This window comes from Portibacter lacus (assembly GCF_021533215.1).
In the GTDB taxonomy this organism is placed as follows: Bacteria; Bacteroidota; Bacteroidia; order Chitinophagales; family Saprospiraceae; genus Portibacter; species Portibacter lacus.
The window spans coordinates 232,719-249,598 of record NZ_JAJNKA010000004.1 but is presented as its reverse complement, the minus strand read 5'-3'; the positions used below and the strand labels follow the sequence as shown (position 1 = coordinate 249,598).

17 protein-coding genes are annotated in these 16,880 nt (G+C 36.1%); 7 read left to right on the top strand and 10 right to left on the bottom strand.

Annotation, left to right across the window (positions count from 1 at the left end; genetic code table 11):
* The first annotated feature begins 100 nt into the window (after positions 1 to 100).
* Complete coding sequence (locus L2586_RS08580) at positions 101 to 1,102, top strand: Gfo/Idh/MocA family protein (RefSeq protein ID WP_235292463.1); 1,002 nt, start codon at positions 101 to 103, stop codon at positions 1,100 to 1,102.
* Positions 1,103 to 1,104: 2 nt separating this feature from the next.
* Here the strand turns inward: L2586_RS08580 and L2586_RS08575 are convergent, their stop codons facing one another.
* Positions 1,105 to 1,479, bottom strand: a complete 375-nt coding sequence (locus L2586_RS08575; protein WP_235292461.1) for a 2TM domain-containing protein — start codon at positions 1,477 to 1,479, stop codon at positions 1,105 to 1,107.
* Positions 1,480 to 1,618: 139 nt separating this feature from the next.
* Between L2586_RS08575 and L2586_RS08570 the strand changes: the two genes are divergently transcribed.
* Genes L2586_RS08570 through L2586_RS08560 form a run of 3 tightly spaced genes read left to right on the top strand, consistent with a single transcriptional unit; the run spans position 1,619 to position 3,895 of the window.
* The gene (locus tag L2586_RS08570; protein ID WP_235292460.1) at positions 1,619 to 2,308 is read left to right on the top strand and encodes a phage tail protein; all 690 of its coding nucleotides are present in this window, start codon (positions 1,619 to 1,621) and stop codon (positions 2,306 to 2,308) included.
* 28 nt (positions 2,309 to 2,336) lie between these two features.
* Positions 2,337 to 2,999, top strand: coding sequence for a phage tail protein (locus L2586_RS08565; RefSeq protein WP_235292459.1), 663 nt, complete (start codon positions 2,337 to 2,339; stop codon positions 2,997 to 2,999).
* Between the two features lie 56 nt (positions 3,000 to 3,055).
* Positions 3,056 to 3,895, top strand: a complete 840-nt coding sequence (locus L2586_RS08560; RefSeq protein WP_235292458.1) for a T9SS type A sorting domain-containing protein — start codon at positions 3,056 to 3,058, stop codon at positions 3,893 to 3,895.
* Positions 3,896 to 3,992: 97 nt separating this feature from the next.
* Here L2586_RS08560 and L2586_RS08555 read toward each other — a convergent pair whose 3' ends face one another.
* From L2586_RS08555 to L2586_RS08545, 3 genes are all read right to left on the bottom strand, one after another.
* Positions 3,993 to 4,910 carry a dihydrodipicolinate synthase family protein gene (locus L2586_RS08555; protein WP_235292457.1) on the bottom strand — a complete coding sequence of 306 codons (918 nt, stop codon included), beginning with the start codon at positions 4,908 to 4,910 and terminating at the stop codon, positions 3,993 to 3,995.
* A 198-nt stretch (positions 4,911 to 5,108) separates the two neighbouring features.
* Positions 5,109 to 6,260: a sialidase family protein gene (locus L2586_RS08550; RefSeq protein ID WP_235292456.1), complete on the bottom strand. Its 1,152-nt coding sequence runs from the start codon at positions 6,258 to 6,260 to the stop codon at positions 5,109 to 5,111.
* A gap of 74 nt (positions 6,261 to 6,334) precedes the next feature.
* Positions 6,335 to 6,904 carry a DUF1572 family protein gene (locus tag L2586_RS08545; protein WP_235292455.1) on the bottom strand — a complete coding sequence of 190 codons (570 nt, stop codon included), beginning with the start codon at positions 6,902 to 6,904 and terminating at the stop codon, positions 6,335 to 6,337.
* A 228-nt stretch (positions 6,905 to 7,132) separates the two neighbouring features.
* Here L2586_RS08545 and L2586_RS08540 point away from each other — a divergent pair, with 228 nt between their 5' ends.
* On the top strand, positions 7,133 to 8,575 hold the full coding sequence (locus L2586_RS08540) for a Gfo/Idh/MocA family protein (RefSeq protein ID WP_235292454.1): 1,443 nt from the start codon (positions 7,133 to 7,135) through the stop codon (positions 8,573 to 8,575).
* Positions 8,576 to 8,713: 138 nt separating this feature from the next.
* Here L2586_RS08540 and L2586_RS08535 read toward each other — a convergent pair whose 3' ends face one another.
* From L2586_RS08535 to L2586_RS08515, 5 genes are all read right to left on the bottom strand, one after another.
* Positions 8,714 to 9,328, bottom strand: coding sequence for a hypothetical protein (locus L2586_RS08535; RefSeq protein ID WP_235292453.1), 615 nt, complete (start codon positions 9,326 to 9,328; stop codon positions 8,714 to 8,716).
* Between the two features lie 25 nt (positions 9,329 to 9,353).
* On the bottom strand, positions 9,354 to 9,770 hold the full coding sequence (locus L2586_RS08530; protein WP_235292452.1) for a DUF1801 domain-containing protein: 417 nt from the start codon (positions 9,768 to 9,770) through the stop codon (positions 9,354 to 9,356).
* 15 nt (positions 9,771 to 9,785) lie between these two features.
* Positions 9,786 to 10,244, bottom strand: a complete 459-nt coding sequence (locus L2586_RS08525; RefSeq protein ID WP_235292451.1) for a GyrI-like domain-containing protein — start codon at positions 10,242 to 10,244, stop codon at positions 9,786 to 9,788.
* A gap of 562 nt (positions 10,245 to 10,806) precedes the next feature.
* Positions 10,807 to 11,523 (bottom strand): helix-turn-helix transcriptional regulator, encoded by a 717-nt coding sequence (locus L2586_RS08520; protein WP_235292450.1) that lies wholly within the window; start codon positions 11,521 to 11,523, stop codon positions 10,807 to 10,809.
* Positions 11,524 to 12,262: 739 nt separating this feature from the next.
* A complete protein-coding gene (locus tag L2586_RS08515) occupies positions 12,263 to 12,613 on the bottom strand; it encodes a DUF6970 domain-containing protein (protein ID WP_235292449.1) in 351 nt (116 codons plus the stop codon).
* Between the two features lie 170 nt (positions 12,614 to 12,783).
* Here L2586_RS08515 and L2586_RS08510 point away from each other — a divergent pair, with 170 nt between their 5' ends.
* The gene (locus L2586_RS08510; RefSeq protein WP_235292448.1) at positions 12,784 to 15,195 is read left to right on the top strand and encodes a TonB-dependent receptor; all 2,412 of its coding nucleotides are present in this window, start codon (positions 12,784 to 12,786) and stop codon (positions 15,193 to 15,195) included.
* A gap of 2 nt (positions 15,196 to 15,197) precedes the next feature.
* Positions 15,198 to 16,136, top strand: coding sequence for a DUF4249 domain-containing protein (locus L2586_RS08505; RefSeq protein ID WP_235292447.1), 939 nt, complete (start codon positions 15,198 to 15,200; stop codon positions 16,134 to 16,136).
* Between the two features lie 72 nt (positions 16,137 to 16,208).
* Here the strand turns inward: L2586_RS08505 and L2586_RS08500 are convergent, their stop codons facing one another.
* Entirely contained in the window at positions 16,209 to 16,844 is a 636-nt protein-coding gene (locus L2586_RS08500; RefSeq protein WP_235292446.1) for a rhomboid family intramembrane serine protease, read from the bottom strand.
* Positions 16,845 to 16,880: the final 36 nt, after the last annotated feature.

Sequence of the window (16,880 nt, the reverse complement as noted above, 5' to 3'; positions counted from 1 at the left end):
TTTTTTTTGACTTGGATTGTAAATATGATTCGGTAGAGATGAATTACATCCAATTGATGAAAGAATTTATTAATTACATCAAACAAAAACGTGTAGAAAAATGAAAAAAATTAAGTGGGGAATCATAGGACTTGGAGGAATAGCTAGAAAGTTTGCAAAGGATCTGAATGAAACAGAAGGATGTGAGATTAGAGCAGTAGCATCCAGAAGCCAAGTAAAGGCGGATGAATTTGCAGCTACTTTCAATGCTCAGAAGGCATTTGGTAGTTATGAAGATTTAATGCAAGATAAAGAAATAGACATCATCTATATTGCCACACCACACTCGCATCATTATGAGAATACCATGATGTGTCTTGAGGCTGGATTTAATGTTTTGTGCGAAAAAGCATTTGCTATCAATAGAGAACAAGCGGTGATTATGATTGAGAAAGCGCGAGAAAAGAATCTGTTTTTGATGGAAGGGCTATGGTCAAGATTTAACCCTGCTATATTAGGAGCATTTAATGATGTGAAGAATGGGCTCATAGGCAATCTTTGTGGAGTGAAAGCTGATTTTTGCTTCCATTTCCCTTATGATGCGGATAAAAGACTTTGTAATAAAAATTTAGGAGGTGGAAGCTTGCTAGACATTGGGATATATCCGATTTTCCTATCTTATTTATTCTTAGGGAAACCAATCAGGATGAATGCAGAAGCGGAGTATTTTCCTAATGGCACAGACAAGAATTTAGTCATGCTTTTCGATTACGAAAATGGTGAAGAAGCGATTTTGAATTCAAGTTTACAGTACTTTTCTCCTTGCGACGCATATATTTATGGAGATGAAGGATGTATCAGAATACATGGAAGATGGCACGAGGCTAATGCGTACACTAGATTTAAGAAAAACATGGATGAGCCGATCACAAAAGGGTTCGGGACTAGACCTTTCTCTTTTAAATACGAGATAGATGAAGTGGTCGCTTGTCTGAAAGAAGGGAGGAAGGAAAGTGCAAAATGGAGTCTACAGAATAGTCTTGATTTAATGGAAGTACTTGATTCTGTTAGAAAGGATATTCATCTGAATTATGGAGCTATAGAAGAGACAAAATTAAGTTAAGGTTAGACAAAGTCAGTATCCTTAGTTTCTCTTCTAATTTCGCGAAGATCATCTAAGTCTAATTCATCTATGTCGCCATATTCGTCCTCGAAATTTTTAAGGACTTGTTGTCTTTTTAGGATTTCTTTGCGCAGTTCTTCTTTTTCCCATTTTTCACCCATGCCGAAAAAATCAAACGCTCGTACACACTGAATGAGCACGCCTATTCCCCAACCGAAAATAGGGTAGAAGGCCCATTCGAGGAAGACCGATCCGTCATTCATATCCATGAATATGAAAAACAGTGCAAATGCAGCCCAAGTAATGAGGCTGATCATTGCTCTTTTCTTTGTTTTAGCTTTCTTTTCAGCCTTGTAGTAAATGCTTGATTTATCCATTGAATATAAAAGTAAGGTTTTTATTTAATAAATTAATTTTGCTTTTAAATTACAAAAAGTATATTTAATCTTTATTTAATATTTTAAGGGAAAACGGATACAAATCGTTCCAACCTTATTGACATTTATATAAACGTTTATGAACCTCAAAAATGCATTAATCGTTTTTATATTAGTATCTGCTAATATAACTACCTTATCTTTTATTAACCTTGAACACAAGAAGGAAGAATTACCAGAAATCACCTTGTCAGAACAGCGCTTTGCCAACGAAGAGAGCTTTTCCAACGATCCCTTTATTGGCGAAATAGTTTTGTTTGCAGGGAACTTCGCGCCACGAGGTTGGGCTTTTTGTGACGGACAGCTTCTGTCTATACCTTCTAATTCTGCATTATTCTCTATTTTAGGGACAACTTATGGAGGAGATGGAGAGACCACTTTTGGCTTACCTGACCTGAGGGGAAGAGTCGCTGTCGGTCAAGGATCAGGTCCTGGTTTAAATCATATTAGTTTAGGACAGAAATTAGGAGAAAATGAAACCTCCTTAAATATTAACAATCTTCCAAGTCACAGTCACCAAGTAAGTGCGAAATTATATTTAGGTGATGGTCTAGCTACATCTAGTATAGGCGAAGGAAATCATCTTGCAGTTAATACAGGGACAACTCCTATTTATACTGATAATATAAATACTACTGTAAATTCAGCTGAAAATTTAGATATAAGTATTTCTACTGAAGGGAATAATCAAGCGTTTTCTAATATGCAACCTGGATTAGGTTTGAATTATATTATTGCGCTTTTTGGAACATACCCTTCTTCTAATTAATTTTTTTAATTAAAACATATCAAGTTATATGCAGCGAAATATCATATCCACACTGTCTATTTTACTCATTGTTAATATTCTTTCTTTTTCATTCTTACATAATCAGGATAGTAAAAATGAAACCCCAATAATTAGTGAAGCATATTCTGTAGATCCATTTTTAGGAGAAATTATTCTATTTGCAGGAAATTTTGCGCCGAGAGGATGGGCTTTTTGCGAGGGACAATTATTAGCAATTAATCAAAATCAGTCACTTTACGCGTTGCTGGGAACATATTATGGCGGAGACGGAGAAACCACCTTTGCTTTGCCTGATTTAAGAGGTCGAGCACCGCTTCAACCAGGCAATGTCCCTGGTATAAATAGTTATAGTTTAGGTGAAAGGATGGGTGATAAGTCTATTTTATTAAATAGTACTCATATTCCTTCCCATACACATACGGCATCAGGATCAATGATCCTGGGTTCAAGTATTACCGATGAAATAGGAAAAGATCGATTCGTTTCAGGACAAACAGGTGAATCACCCCTTTTTATTGAAGGGAGTACCTCTAATTTTAAAGATTTAGGAACAGATAATATATTTGATACTTCGAATGCAGGACTAAGCCAACAGGTTTCAAACTATCAACCAAGTTTAGGCGTAAATTATATTATTTCATTAAATGGAACCTTTCCATCCCAAAACTAAAAATGAAGCTAGCTCCAAAATTTCATAGAATATTTATTATTTGTGTCTTAAATTTCATGGTATTGCAGATCAATGCTCAAGTGATTGCCGTAGATGAATATTGTATTTCCAATTCATTTGCTCAAAATGGGACCATGAATGATCGGCCACTTTACGGACCAATTGCGGGAATTTATATCTTCTGGGATGATACAGAAGAATGGGTCATGGGAAGCCTCGATAAGAATTATGTCTATTATACAAGTCAAGATAACTCAACAGGACCAGGATGCTCGAGCACTTTTACTTGGACTGCACCAGCGAATTCGGAATGTGAGAACATAGCTGTTTCTGGAGAGACTTGTTCTATTATAGTGCCCGTGGAATATGTTTATTTGAAAGGAAAGAAAGAGCAAGGTAATAATCTAATCACGTGGAAAACGGCTTCAGAAATAAACAATGAAGGTTTTGTGGTAGAGCGAAGTACTGATGGCATTTCATTTTCGAAAATAGGGTTTGTGAATGGCAAAGGGACAACTAGTTTTTCTTATGATTACGCATTTGTTGATCGGAGTTTGAATACTTCAATCAGTTATTTTTACCGACTGGTGCAACGCGATTATGATGGTCATTCAGAAACCAGTAAGATTATCCAGATAACTGGTAGTCGTGAAGGGAAGACCATTGAATATGCCTCTATGGCAATGTCTAATATTTTACTTTTTTCAAATTTTAAAAGGTCGAATGTTAGCCTGGAGTTATTTGATATGAATGGTAAAAAATTATATGCTAATTCTGTTGCACTTTTGCAAGGTGAAAACGCTCTGAATATTCCTGATGTACCTTCTGGACAGTATATACTCTCAGTCGAAATGGAGCATAATGAATTAGAGCTCTACAAGTTGTCTAAGATTTAAAGGGTCTTAATCTTGCATTAAGTTTTGCTGAATAATCTTACTGATAAGAATAGCTGCTTATAAGTTTATGTTTTCTACACATGATAAGAATCAGTTATTAAGATTGGTGGAAATATTGAAGGAGATCTAGTGCCATAATAGCTTTTTCAAATTCCTTTATGTCTTCGCTCGTATTGTTTCTGCAAGGTGTTCTTAGTTGCCCACAATCTACGCCAACTAGTTTCATCAATGGCTTTCCTCCGATTACTCCGCCACCATATTTTATGAGGTAGGAGATGAATTTTGCTGCTAGGAGCTGATAATTTGCAGCACTTTCTATATCACCATTATTGTATGCTTCGATTATTTTAATGTAAAGTGGTGCCATGTAATTATAGGTGCTTCCTACTCCGCCTTTTGCCCCAAGTGTTAACCCTGCCAATAAAGTTTCATCTTGACCATGCAAAATATTCCATTTCTTATCATTTAAATTCATGCATAATTGCATTTCCATCATGTTGTTATGTGTAAATTTTATCCCAGCAAGGTTGGGGATTTTACTTTCAGCTTTGTTAAGGAATTCCACCATAGGTAGATTTACGCCTGAGACACTAGGAATATGGTAGTAGAAAAATGGTTTGCTAGCTCCAGCCTGCGCAATTTCTTGACAATAGGATATCAAATCATCTACATGATCTGGTTTTAAAAAAAGAGGTCCCATAGCGCTAAATGCATCTGCGTCGATTTCACAGGCATGTCTAGTCAATGAAGAAGCATCTTTATAAGAAGTAGCACCTACATGAACGATGATTTTAAATTGATCATCTCTGTGCTTCATCCATTCTGCCGCAACTGCTTTTCTCTCTTCAATGCTCATCAATAGGCCTTCACCTGTTGTCCCACAAACGAATGCACCGCTGACGCCATTTTTCTTTAGGTAATCAGCATATTTTGAAATAATTTTTAAATTTATTTCACCATTCTCGTCGAATGGAGTGTAAGGTGCGGCTATAATTCCTGTTAAATTCGTTTCCATTTTTTATTTGTCTTTAACCTATTCTATAAGTGTGTTATGCATTAAAAGAGTGTTTTCTAGATGAGTTAGAAAAACATCGGGTTTTTTTATAACTGACTACCAATTTTCGTGATATTGATGCTTATGTTAAAATCAGCCTGAATTTTTTTTATCAGCAATCTACTAAATATTAAGATGTAAAATTTGAGTTAATCGCTTCTACTTATTTAGGATTTTAATGGATTGGAAGATGATGTTTTCATATGGCGACTTCACTCCACCTTCATAGAACAAGGCCATGTTTCCATCATCCATTTTTGTAATACTAGAATAAGCAGAAGGACCAGGGAAAATTGTTCGTATAAACGGCCAAGACTTTCCTTCATCATAACTCATTCTAAAACTCAAGTTCCTTCGCCCACCTGATGTTGCCGGATTTAAAAACATAAGTAAACTTTCATTGTGATTATCCTTCCAAGAATATCTTATAAAACTAGCCTGGCAGACTGGTTCCACAAGTTCCTCTACTGTAATCGGGGCTGTCCAGGACAAACCACCATCATAACTTGTAGAATGCGTTCTTCTATTGCTATAGCCATATGATCTCATGTTCATTAGCATAGTGCCATTGCCATCATTCTTTTCAATAACTTGACATTCGTTTACCTTAGGTTTAATAGTCCCACCTAATTGCCATGTTAGTCCGTGATCGTCGCTATAGATAATATGTGAACCATATTCATACGGACCATTTCTAACTTTTCCTTTTGGATCATCGAAACTATGGTCACACGGAATAACTAACCGACCTTTATGAGGCCCATATTTCAATTGAATTCCATTGCCAGGTCCTGTAGCATACCATCCCCAATCTTTTTTCTTTGTTGTTGAAGTTATTTCTCTTGGTTTATCCCAAGATTTGCCATTATCCTTACTTTTCATGACCCAGACTGTTCTTGTGGATTCAGCTGTTTTTCGAATAATATCGGTCTCATGATCACTACCTATATTATGTGTTAATAACAAATGAATCTCACCTGTTACTTCATCTACGACAGGGCATGGATTCCCACATGTATTGGTCCCGTCATCCCAGATAACCACTTGGTCACTCCAGGTTTTTCCATTATCTGATGATCTTTTTAATAAAATGTCAATGTTTCCAGCATCGCCTTGGCCATCCTTTCGACCTTCACAAAAAGCTAAAAGCGTTCCATCGCCAGCGGTTACAATAGCTGGAATTCGGTAAGTGTCGTAACCATCGATATTTTTTGAAAATAATGCTATTGAATCAATGGTTTGAATGGACTGTGTATTTCCATTTAATGCGAAAATCATGAATGATGTTAAAAAGAATAGTATTGCTTTCATAGTGTTCTATAGTTTGTTAATTCTAATTTGTTATGTATAATAATTTAATGAAATATTAAATTTTTATCAAGGAATCATGAACCCAAGAAATCATCCGTAAAGTGGCCTCTACTTTTTTCTTTGTCAAATTTTGCCTTGTTAAATGCTTTAGAGTCTCCCTTCGGAATGGTTAAGCTTTTCCAATTGTGACCGCTATAAAATTTACCTACTAAAACGATCTGACCTACATGGTAAGCATAATGAGCCATTTGTCGGTTAAGAGCTTCAGTAACCGTATGTCCCTGGTTTCTTATATATACAATGGTATTGAGATCTTGAATTTGATCGATTGCCTCAAATACGATTTTCCATCCATCTTCCCAATATTTCAGCAATTGCTTTCTATTTTTGATTAAATCTAGAAACTCTTCATCTCGATTTCTCCATTCTTTTTCGCCGTCACTCGTTAAGAAGTCTGTAAATCGGCTTTTCATATTCCCACTAAGGTGATTTACTATGATGGCAATTGAATTAACATCTTCACCGAGTGGTTTAAATAAGTCTTCATCGGATAACTGTTCAAAAGTTCTATCACCAAGCAATTTGTAGTAAGCAAATTGCTTTTTAATACTGGATAAATAATTGTTTTCCATGTCGTTTTTCATTATTGATCAAGATAAAAATTTTGAATGCAAGCATGAAATTGCATATTAAATATTTTTAATTTAATTATTATAAAAGTTTGAATAAATGAAAAATAATGCTCAGAATCTAAGTAATCTACATGGTTTTAATGATTACTTTAGATATTTTGAAATTAGAATTGAAGAAAATCTTTTATTGTATTCCTATATTTGACAAGAATTTCTATATTAAAGTTCTAAACACGAAATATGAAAAAAAAGTCAAGTAGAAGAACATTTATTAAGCAATCAAGCTTAAGCGTAGGCGGCATAATGATCGTACCTCGGGATATACTAGGAGGAGTAGGTTTTACCGCAGCTAATGATAGAATTAATTTAGCTGCAGTAGGAGCCGGGGGAAAAGGACATAGTGATATCAGAGATGCTGCAGGATTTAATAGCCTTACCAATTCATCAAAAGAGAATGTCGTTGCATTATGTGATGTGAGTTCGAAAGAAGCAAAGAGGTCTTTCGAAATGTTTCCTAAAGCAGCTAGATACCAAGATTATAGAGAAATGTTTGCGGAAATGGGTGATAAGATAGACGCAGTGACTATCTCTACACCAGATCATATGCATGCACCGCCAGCAATGATGGCGATGAAAGCAGGAAAGCATGTCTATGTTCAGAAACCGTTGACTCATGATGTTTATGAAGCAAGAATGCTTACTGAAGCAGCTAATAAATATGATATTGTTTCTCAAATGGGAAATCAAGGATCGTCGGGAGATGGTGTTCGTATTATTACAGAATGGATAGAGGCAGATGCTATAGGTGAAGTAAAAGAAGTGCATTGTTGGACAAATAGACCAGTCTGGGAACAAGGGATGAAAAGACCAGAAGGTTCTATTTCAGTTCCTGATTATTTAAATTGGGATTTATGGCTCGGAACTGCTCCGAAAAGACCATATCATAATGGATACCAACCTTTTAATTGGAGAGGATGGTGGGACTTCGGAACAGGAGCCTTAGGAGATATGGCTTGTCATGTTATGGACCCAGCTGTTAGAGCATTAAAACTGAAATATCCATCAGCAGTACAAGCATTTGCGCCATTCAAAGTGGTGAATTGGTCGCGTGTAGACTCATTAGATAGCCCTCCACCTGCAAGTATGGTTTACTATGAATTTCCAGAAAGAGATGGATTACCACCGGTTAAGTTAACATGGTATGATGGAGGAATGATGCCTCCTAGACCTGAAGAATTAGCTGATGATGAACCTATGGGTAATAATGATGGTGGAGTTCTTTTCGTTGGATCAAAAGGAAAATTAATGTGTGATTGTTATGGAGCTAATCCAAGACTTTTACCGAAATCACGAGATGAACAATTCGAGGCTCCGACACCAACAATTACAAGAGTAAAAGAGAAAAACCACCAGCGTAACTGGATAGCAGCGATTAGAGGAGAAGCGGAAGCAAGTTCTGATTTTGACTATGCAGGACCTTTCTCAGAAATCGTTCTGATGGGGAATCTCGCAATTAGAAGCTTATATACTCAAGAGGAAGTCTCTAATAACGGTAAGAAACATATGGCTTATACTGGAGTAGGAAGGAAACTTAGATGGGATGGTGAGAATATGAAAATCCTAAATTATGACCCAGCTAACCAGTTTGTAAAAAGGGAATATCACGGAGGTCACACCTTGTAGGAAAAAACAAAATGATTTTTAATGCAGCTACTTCTTAGACACTAAGAGTGGCTGCATTTTTTTTATGAGTAATTCTCCTTTGAAAATGAACGGTTTTACGTGCAGTCACATATTGTAAAATGTAGAACGATTTCGAAGTTATCTCTTCTCACTTACACTTTTTCGCCAATTGAAATACCATTTCTTAAATGATTGCCAACCTTTTAGACTGCCGTCATTAAGAGCAGTGAAAACTTGACGTTGATAATCTATTGCATCACTAGGTCTCAATCGAAAAACACGTTTCGCGTGGCCGTGTGCGCCAGGAACGACAATCCATTCTTTGTTAATATAAATCAAAGTATGTACTGCATATTCATCAGTTTCAGGATGGTCGAGATAAACCGTAATATGGTTTTCGATGCCAGAAAGCTTACGGAAAAAAGGTTGAGATAAAACTGGGTTTTGTAAAGAAGCGATAGTTAATGGGGTAAACAAAACACTCATGATCCTGAAAGATTCCTCCGCATTGATGACGCCATCATCACCGTGAGCTTTCATATTACTTATGTTTTGTGCTTTCAGTTTGATTTCATAATCAACATCTGATGAAATGCCTTCTACCATTTCAAATTTATCTGATCGATGAATTACTGTAAATCGTTCACCAGTATCTTCTACTTCGATTCCTATTTTGTTGAAAACTCCTTCAAAGTACTTGGCTAAACTGCGTTTGTCTAGCATCTCCTGCCAGACTTTCATTGATTCTGTCATATCTTAATTTTTTTATGGTCATGAATTAGCAAGTGCCAACATTTTTACCACCTTTTAGAGCTCTATCCCATGAGGATTTTAGAAGTTTCTCTAAAACTTCTAAGTTAATATCCGCAAGTTTGTTGACGTACAAACAAACCTTCCCAGTTCTATATTTGCCTAAGTTCTTCAGTAAGTTATTTTGTTCTTCTGTATCATTAATGATGTAGAATACGAAGTTTGTTTTTCTAGGTGAGAAAGCAAGCATAGGCATTTCTCCATGTTTATAAGATGTTCGATCAAACCCAATGATAGAAGGGCCCCACATTCGTGGCGCCCTTTCAGTTATATCTTTTATCATTTCAAGGACCTGGCGTGCTTCGTTTTGTTTTCGTTCATTAGGTAAAGTGTCAATGTATATATCTACACTTTCATCAGTCGGAATTGTTTTATTTGCAGCCATTTTTCTAGAAAGATACTAAACAGAAACGAAAATGTCTACTTCTGCATCATTTGGATTCATGGTTTTAGCACCGTAAATCTCAAAATCTGATTGGTAGGATCGATTGATATCCATTTTCCAAATTTTCTCCCATGCTTGGTAAACCATAACCCCTTGAGTCAAATCTCCGTTGATGGTAATTTGCTCATAATGGCATAGAGCTATTTCTAGAGAAACCATTCCTTCAGGAATTTCATCTAGACTACTAACCTTGCATCCAAGTATAAAAGTATATGGCTTGGTGAAATCGCCTTCATAATCGGTATAGATTGCGAAGATCTCTTCACTTACTTTGTTTGGAATCTGTTCCATTATTTTTTGACCCATGAATTTTTGCCAAAGTGCAGGAATATCTATAGCGCCAGTATCATGGCCGTTAATTGTTCTTTTAGAAATACCAATAATTTTGAATCCATCTAATTTTACTTTGCTCATTGTTTTATTTTTTAATGTTTGCACAAGTTTAAGGTAGTGGAATGACAACCCTTTGGCAAGGGTGTGCTATGGGGTGCAAATAAATTTATTGATTATGTGTTTTTCTTGAGATTCTTGAATGGATACCCACAATATTCATAGGCTCACTAGAGGTGATACTATGAAATTGCTATTGTGATGAGGTGCCGTAGGTACTAAACCTATGTAGCTCTGAAAGAGCATATAATATCAGCTCCGTAGGTGCGACACCTTTTTCGAGGTATTAGTTTATGATAAAATTTTAAATTCAAATGTATACCCGCAATATTCATAGGCTCACTGGAGGTGATACTATGAAATTGCTAATGTGATGTGGTGCCGTAGGTACTAAACCTATGTAGCTCTGAAAGAGCATATAATATCAGCTCCGTAGGTGCGACACCTTTTTCGAGGTATTAGTTTATGATGAAATTTTAAGTTTAAATTTAAACCGCAATATTCATAGGCTCACTAGAGGTAATACTATGAAATTGCTAGTGTGATGATGAGATAAGTTCCGTAGGTAAGGAGTCTATAGTGCTCTTTATGAATGCTTCTTAGCCAATTCAATTAATTCAGCAAAGTAATCTAAAAGAAGAAATGAACGATCATCAAATTTTTGATTAAGTACGACCAATTTTTGAATACGATCCAATCTGAATTCGCGAAAGGCGTTTCGCTTTCTACACCAAGCAATTAGGATCCAATTTTCTTGTGTATGATAAAGCGCTTGAGGTTCTATTTCACGGGAAGAAGAAACACCCGCTGCGTTCACATAATCTATTTTAATAATTTTTAAATCTGTAATTGCTTTTTGTATGTCGGATAAGGAGTCGCTGGAATTTTCGCGTTTAAAATTTTTCATATAAGCCACTCGTTGGCTTAATAATTCAACCTTCTCTTTACCTGCTGACTTAAGGGTGGTTTTCAGTTTTTCTATTGCAGATGAATGATTCTTAACTAAGGATTTATCTCTGTTTTGAAGAATAATGTGGTGTGCAGTAATTAAGGCATTTGCTTCTTCTTCCGTAAACATGACCGGTGGAACATTGAAACCATCGACTAAAGAATATCCTTTTCCTTCTACCGTGTAGATAGGAATTCCAGAAGCTTCTAAAGCTTTAATGTCTCGGTAGGCAGTCCGTTTACTAATATCAAATTTCTTGGCTATTTCGCTTGAGGTCAATATTTTCTTAGATTGCAGCATAGTCAATATTGCTGTCAGTCTAGATAGTCTTGATATGTTGTTTAAATCCTTCAATTTCGATTATATTATTGAAAGATAGAAAAACTAAATGATTTTCAATTTTAGAATATTGATTACTTGGTATTAAGAATTTGCTGTAAGGAAGTTGAAGCAATAAACGATTTGCTTTATCATCGGGAGAAATTCACTTGATCTTCGATCTCGTTTTTTCCACCTCGGACTGAAGTCCAAGCTCCTGTTTAAGAACCTAATCTGAGGACTTACCTTGATGAAATTGAAGTAGCTTATTTGTCAAGTAACAAAAAATAAAATTCACTCGATCTTCGATCTCGCTCTTTCTTCCTCGGACTGAAGTCCAAGCTCCTGTTTAAGAATCTCATCTGAGGACTTACCTTGATGAAACTGATGTAGCTTAATTGTCAAGTAGCAAAAAATAAAATTCACTCGATCTTCGATCTCGCTCTTTCTTCCTCGGACTGAAGTCCAAGCTCCTGTTTAAGAATCTCATCTGAGGACTTACCTTTATGAAACTGATGTAGCTTAATTGTCAAGTAGCAAAAAATAAAATTCACTCGATCTTCGATCTCGCTCTTTCTTCCTCGGACTGAAGTCCAAGCTCCTGTTTAAGAACTTAATCTGAGGACTTACCTTTATGAAACTGATGTAGCTTATTTGTCAAGAAACAAAAGTTAAAATTCACTCGATCTTCGATCTCGCTCTTTTTTCCTCGGACTGAAATCCAAGCTCCTTTGGTTACTCACTGTAACAAAAAACTAAAAACAAAAAACCGAAATTATTCTTGCCATAGCACCCTAACTTCCACTGCATTACTAAATTGTTCACCTCGACATTCTGTTATTCCGATAATGGTCCCTAATGTGCAGATATTTTCACACGTAGCATTGAGAATCATCGTACTTCCATCAGAAATACATTGACCCATATCAAAAGCATAAACGGTTTCATCCTGAAATTTATATTCTATTACGCTTGGTCCTCTTTGTGAACACGGATCAGAATTGGCCTTAAAGGTATCTATCTGCGCTTGGATACAAGCTGGAACGGAATCATCTATTTCAGGGTCTGGATCTTTATTACAAGAAATGATAAATGCGAAACTCAATATATAGATTAGATATTTCATGATTTTTTTCTTTTATAGACGCCGTGATTAAACAAAAGGTTGGTTGATTTCATGCTTTTCAAAAGGAAAATTTACAGGGAGTTACTTTCGACTTAAATGTCAAAACTTTATTATATATACTGTAACAATACCTAATTTTGTTCGTTCTAGTACACAGAAAAACAATTGGAATGACAAAACAACTACTATTGTTCCTTGGGATAGTCTTATCTATAAGCCTGTCAGCCCAGGAGAAATACACTATTTCCGGATACATTCGAGATGCTTCGACAGGGGAGGAATTAATTTCTGCCAACCTTTTCGAGACCACAAATGGAGTGGGAACCGTTTCGAATCTCTATGGGTTTTACAGTATTACACTTCCTAAAGATTCTGTTTATTTAAACTTTTCTTATATCGGATATCAGTCCCAATCTATCGGTATTTACCTTGATAAAGACGTTACTTTAAATATTAACTTGGGTGAGTCTGTGGAGTTAGAAACTGTGGAAATTGTGGCGACTAATGCTCAGAAAATTGAGGAGAAAACAGAAATGAGTGTCATCGATGTTCCGATTGCTCAAATCAAGAAAATTCCTGCGCTTTTAGGTGAAGTGGATGTACTGAAAACACTCCAATTGTTACCAGGAGTGCAGTCTGGTGGGGAAGGGCAGTCTGGACTTTATGTTCGAGGTGGATCACCAGATCAGAACTTGATTCTATTAGATGGCGTTCCTGTATATAATGCGAATCACCTTTTCGGTTTCTTTTCTGTTTTCAATGCAGATGCTATAAAGGATGTGAAATTGACTAAAGGTGGATTCCCAGCACGGTATGGAGGACGACTATCTTCGGTATTAGAAATTAACATGAAGGAAGGTAATAACCAAGAATATCATGGTTCTGCTTCAGTAGGCCTGATCTCTTCTAAGTTTACTTTCGAGGGGCCGATCGTAAAGAATAAGGCTTCCTTTATTGTTTCTGCTCGAAGGACATATATTGATGTATTAGCAAGACCGCTTATCAGTTATGGCTTAAGGCAAGAAGGTGCAGAAGGTACTTTCGGATATTATTTTTATGATTTAAATGCGAAGCTAAATTATCGAATTTCTGACAAAGATCGATTGTACTTAAGTGCTTATACAGGTGACGATAAGTTTTATGTGAGTACAGTAGAAGAGTTCTCAGATGGCAACTTTGGGAAGTCAGAACAATCCACAAAATTTAACTTGGGGTGGGGGAATATTACGACCGCTGCGAGATGGAATCACTTGTGGACGAATAAATTATTCAGCAATGTTACTGCTACCTATTCTAGGTATAATTTTAACACGCTGATAGGAAGTAGATCTGAGGATTTTAATGATGCTGGCGAAGTTGTAGATGGTGAGAATCTGAGTGCTAATTATGATTCAGGAATCGATGACTTATCCTTAAGAGTAGATTTTGACTACATTCCGTTACCTAATCATTTTGTGAAATTTGGTGCTCAGGGAATCATGCATAAGTTTAATCCAGGATTGTTCGAAATTAATGCTGATATTACAAATAATGGTGTTCAAGGAATTGCTTTAGATACGATTTTTGGGCAGGATATTGTGAATTCATTAGAATACAATGCCTTTATCGAGGACGACTATAAAATCACAGATTATCTTAAAGTAAATGGTGGTTTGCATTTTTCAGGTTTCTCCTTGAACAACACTAATTATACATCATTGCAGCCGCGGATTTCAGCTAATTTTAGACTGCCTAATTCTTATGCACTGAAGGCATCTTTTGCAACAATGCGTCAGTATGTTCAGTATTTAACCAACGAAAATCTAGGGTTGCCTTCAGATCAATGGTTACCGACTACCGAGCGGATTAAACCTCAAGATTCTTGGCAAGTTGCATTAGGTATCGCGAAAACCTATGGTGATCAATATGAATTTAGTGTGGAAGCCTACTATAAAGAAATGAAGAACTTGATCGGTTACAAGGAAGGAGCTTCTTTATTTAACCTAGGAGACTGGCAAGATCAAGTAACCCAAGGGCAAGGAAATTCATATGGTGCGGAAGTCTTTTTGCAAAAGAAAAAAGGTCGATTGACGGGTTGGGTAGGATATACACTTTCGTGGTCTAATAGACAATTTGATGATAAGAATTTTGGGAATTGGTATCCTTTCAAGTTTGATAGAAGGCATGATCTTTCCATTGTAGGAATTTATGAAATTTCGAAGCGCGTGAGTTTTGCTGCAACATGGGTTTATGGAACAGGTAATGCGATTACTTTCGCGGAATCTTTAGTTCCTACAGTTACGGATAATCAATATGGTCCTTCTTCTGGTTTTATCGAGTATTTTAAAGAAAGAAATGATTTCAGAATGGGTGATTATCATAGACTTGATGTCGGTTTTGATTTTACAAGAGAACGTAAGAGATATACGCGTACATGGTCTATAGGTGCATACAATGCGTACAGCCGAAGAAATCCATTTTTCCTTTCGAGGACAACGAAGTATACCACTAATCCTGATGGCACAGCAGAAAGAGAAGAAGTGCTAAGACAGTACAGTTTGTTCCCGATTATTCCATCTATAAGTTATAAAATCGACTTTTAATTATGAGAGATATACTATTTTTTTTATTGTCAATGTTTGTGCTAAGTTCCTGCGAAAATCTGCTTATTAAAGATCTAGAAATAGATGATACGCAATTTGAAAAACAACTGGTGGTTCAATCTTTCGTGGAAGCCAATACGGATTCTATCGTTGCATTTATCTCAGAAAACGAGTCTGTTTTAACACCAACTGATGAGATCAAGTTTCTAGATAATGCGGATGTGCAATTATTGTATCAAGGCAATGAGATTGCTAAGCTAGAGCAAGGACAAGATGGACGTTATTACCATTTCTTCGATACTCCTATCACAGAGCGAGGAGAATATGAAGTAGTTGTTAGTCATACGCCTTATGCAGATGCATCAGCATCCACGATACTCCCAGAAGATAGAAGTATTCGTGACCTGAAGTTTAAATATGACGTAGGAACTGACCCGCTGGATATGTCTACCGCAAGTGAAATTTCATTTGTAATAGATGATCAGCCAGGCAAAGATTACTATACGATCAATCTTTCTACCGTTTCTTCAGGTTTAGATACTTTTGTTTATGAACCAGGCGATACTAGTTTTTATGAGAATAAAATTTACATATATCAAGCTTCTACGCAATTAGATCCGAGTATAAGTACGATAGGTTATGAGGGAGATTACGTAATCAGTGATGAAACATTTGATGGTCAAAGTAAAACCATTAAAATAAGATTTATACTCAGTCATTCAGATAGTTCACCAGGTTTTGAAGATGAGGTTAGAGAAGTTCTTCGATTGAATTTTACAACTCATTCTGAAGATTCATTTAAGTATACGACATCCTTAAATGCTTACTATGATTCAGGTGATTTTGGGCTTTTTTCAGAACCAGTTTCCGTGTATACAAATATAGAAAATGGACTAGGAGTCTTTGCTGGATTATCGAAAAAAGAGTATACGTTTGAATAACATCTGAAGTTGAATTTACTCTAAATGGCAATCAAGTAAGTCTGATAATGGCTAGTCTAAAATAGGTTTAGACTAGAAGCCATTAGCAATCTGATTAAAGAATCGTGCTATTATGGACGGGTTAAACAGTATGATGAATATCATCCCATATAGTGCTCCATAAAAGTGTGCATCATGACCTATTCTAGTATCTTGTTTCTTAGCTGCCCAAGATGAATAAACTAGATATAATACTCCAAAGATAAATGCTGGAATATAAATCGGGATGAAGATGATACCAATACCAGACATTGGGCTTATCAATATACTGATGAAAATCACTCCGGATACGGCACCTGAAGCACCAATTGCACTATAGGCTGGGTTGTTTTTATGTTTAAGGAAGGAAGGTATATTAGCAGCTACAATACACGTAATATACATTAATAGATACATGACTCTTCCCGGAACTACTCCAAATTGGCGTACAAAATAATCTTCTACTATCGCTCCGAACATCAATAAGACGTAACCATTAAAAATCAAATGCATCCAATCACCATGAAGGAAACCTGAAGTAAGTAATCTGTAATATTCCTTATTCCCAGCTTCCGCAACAGGTAAGTGTTTAAACTTATCGAAAAAAGCTCTGTTTGAAAATCCTCTAAAGGAAATTAAGCCTGTTAAAACTAAAATGGCTAATGTTAAATTGAATTGAATTCCTTCCATGCTGCAAGGTATAAATTTGGTGCAATATTAGAACCA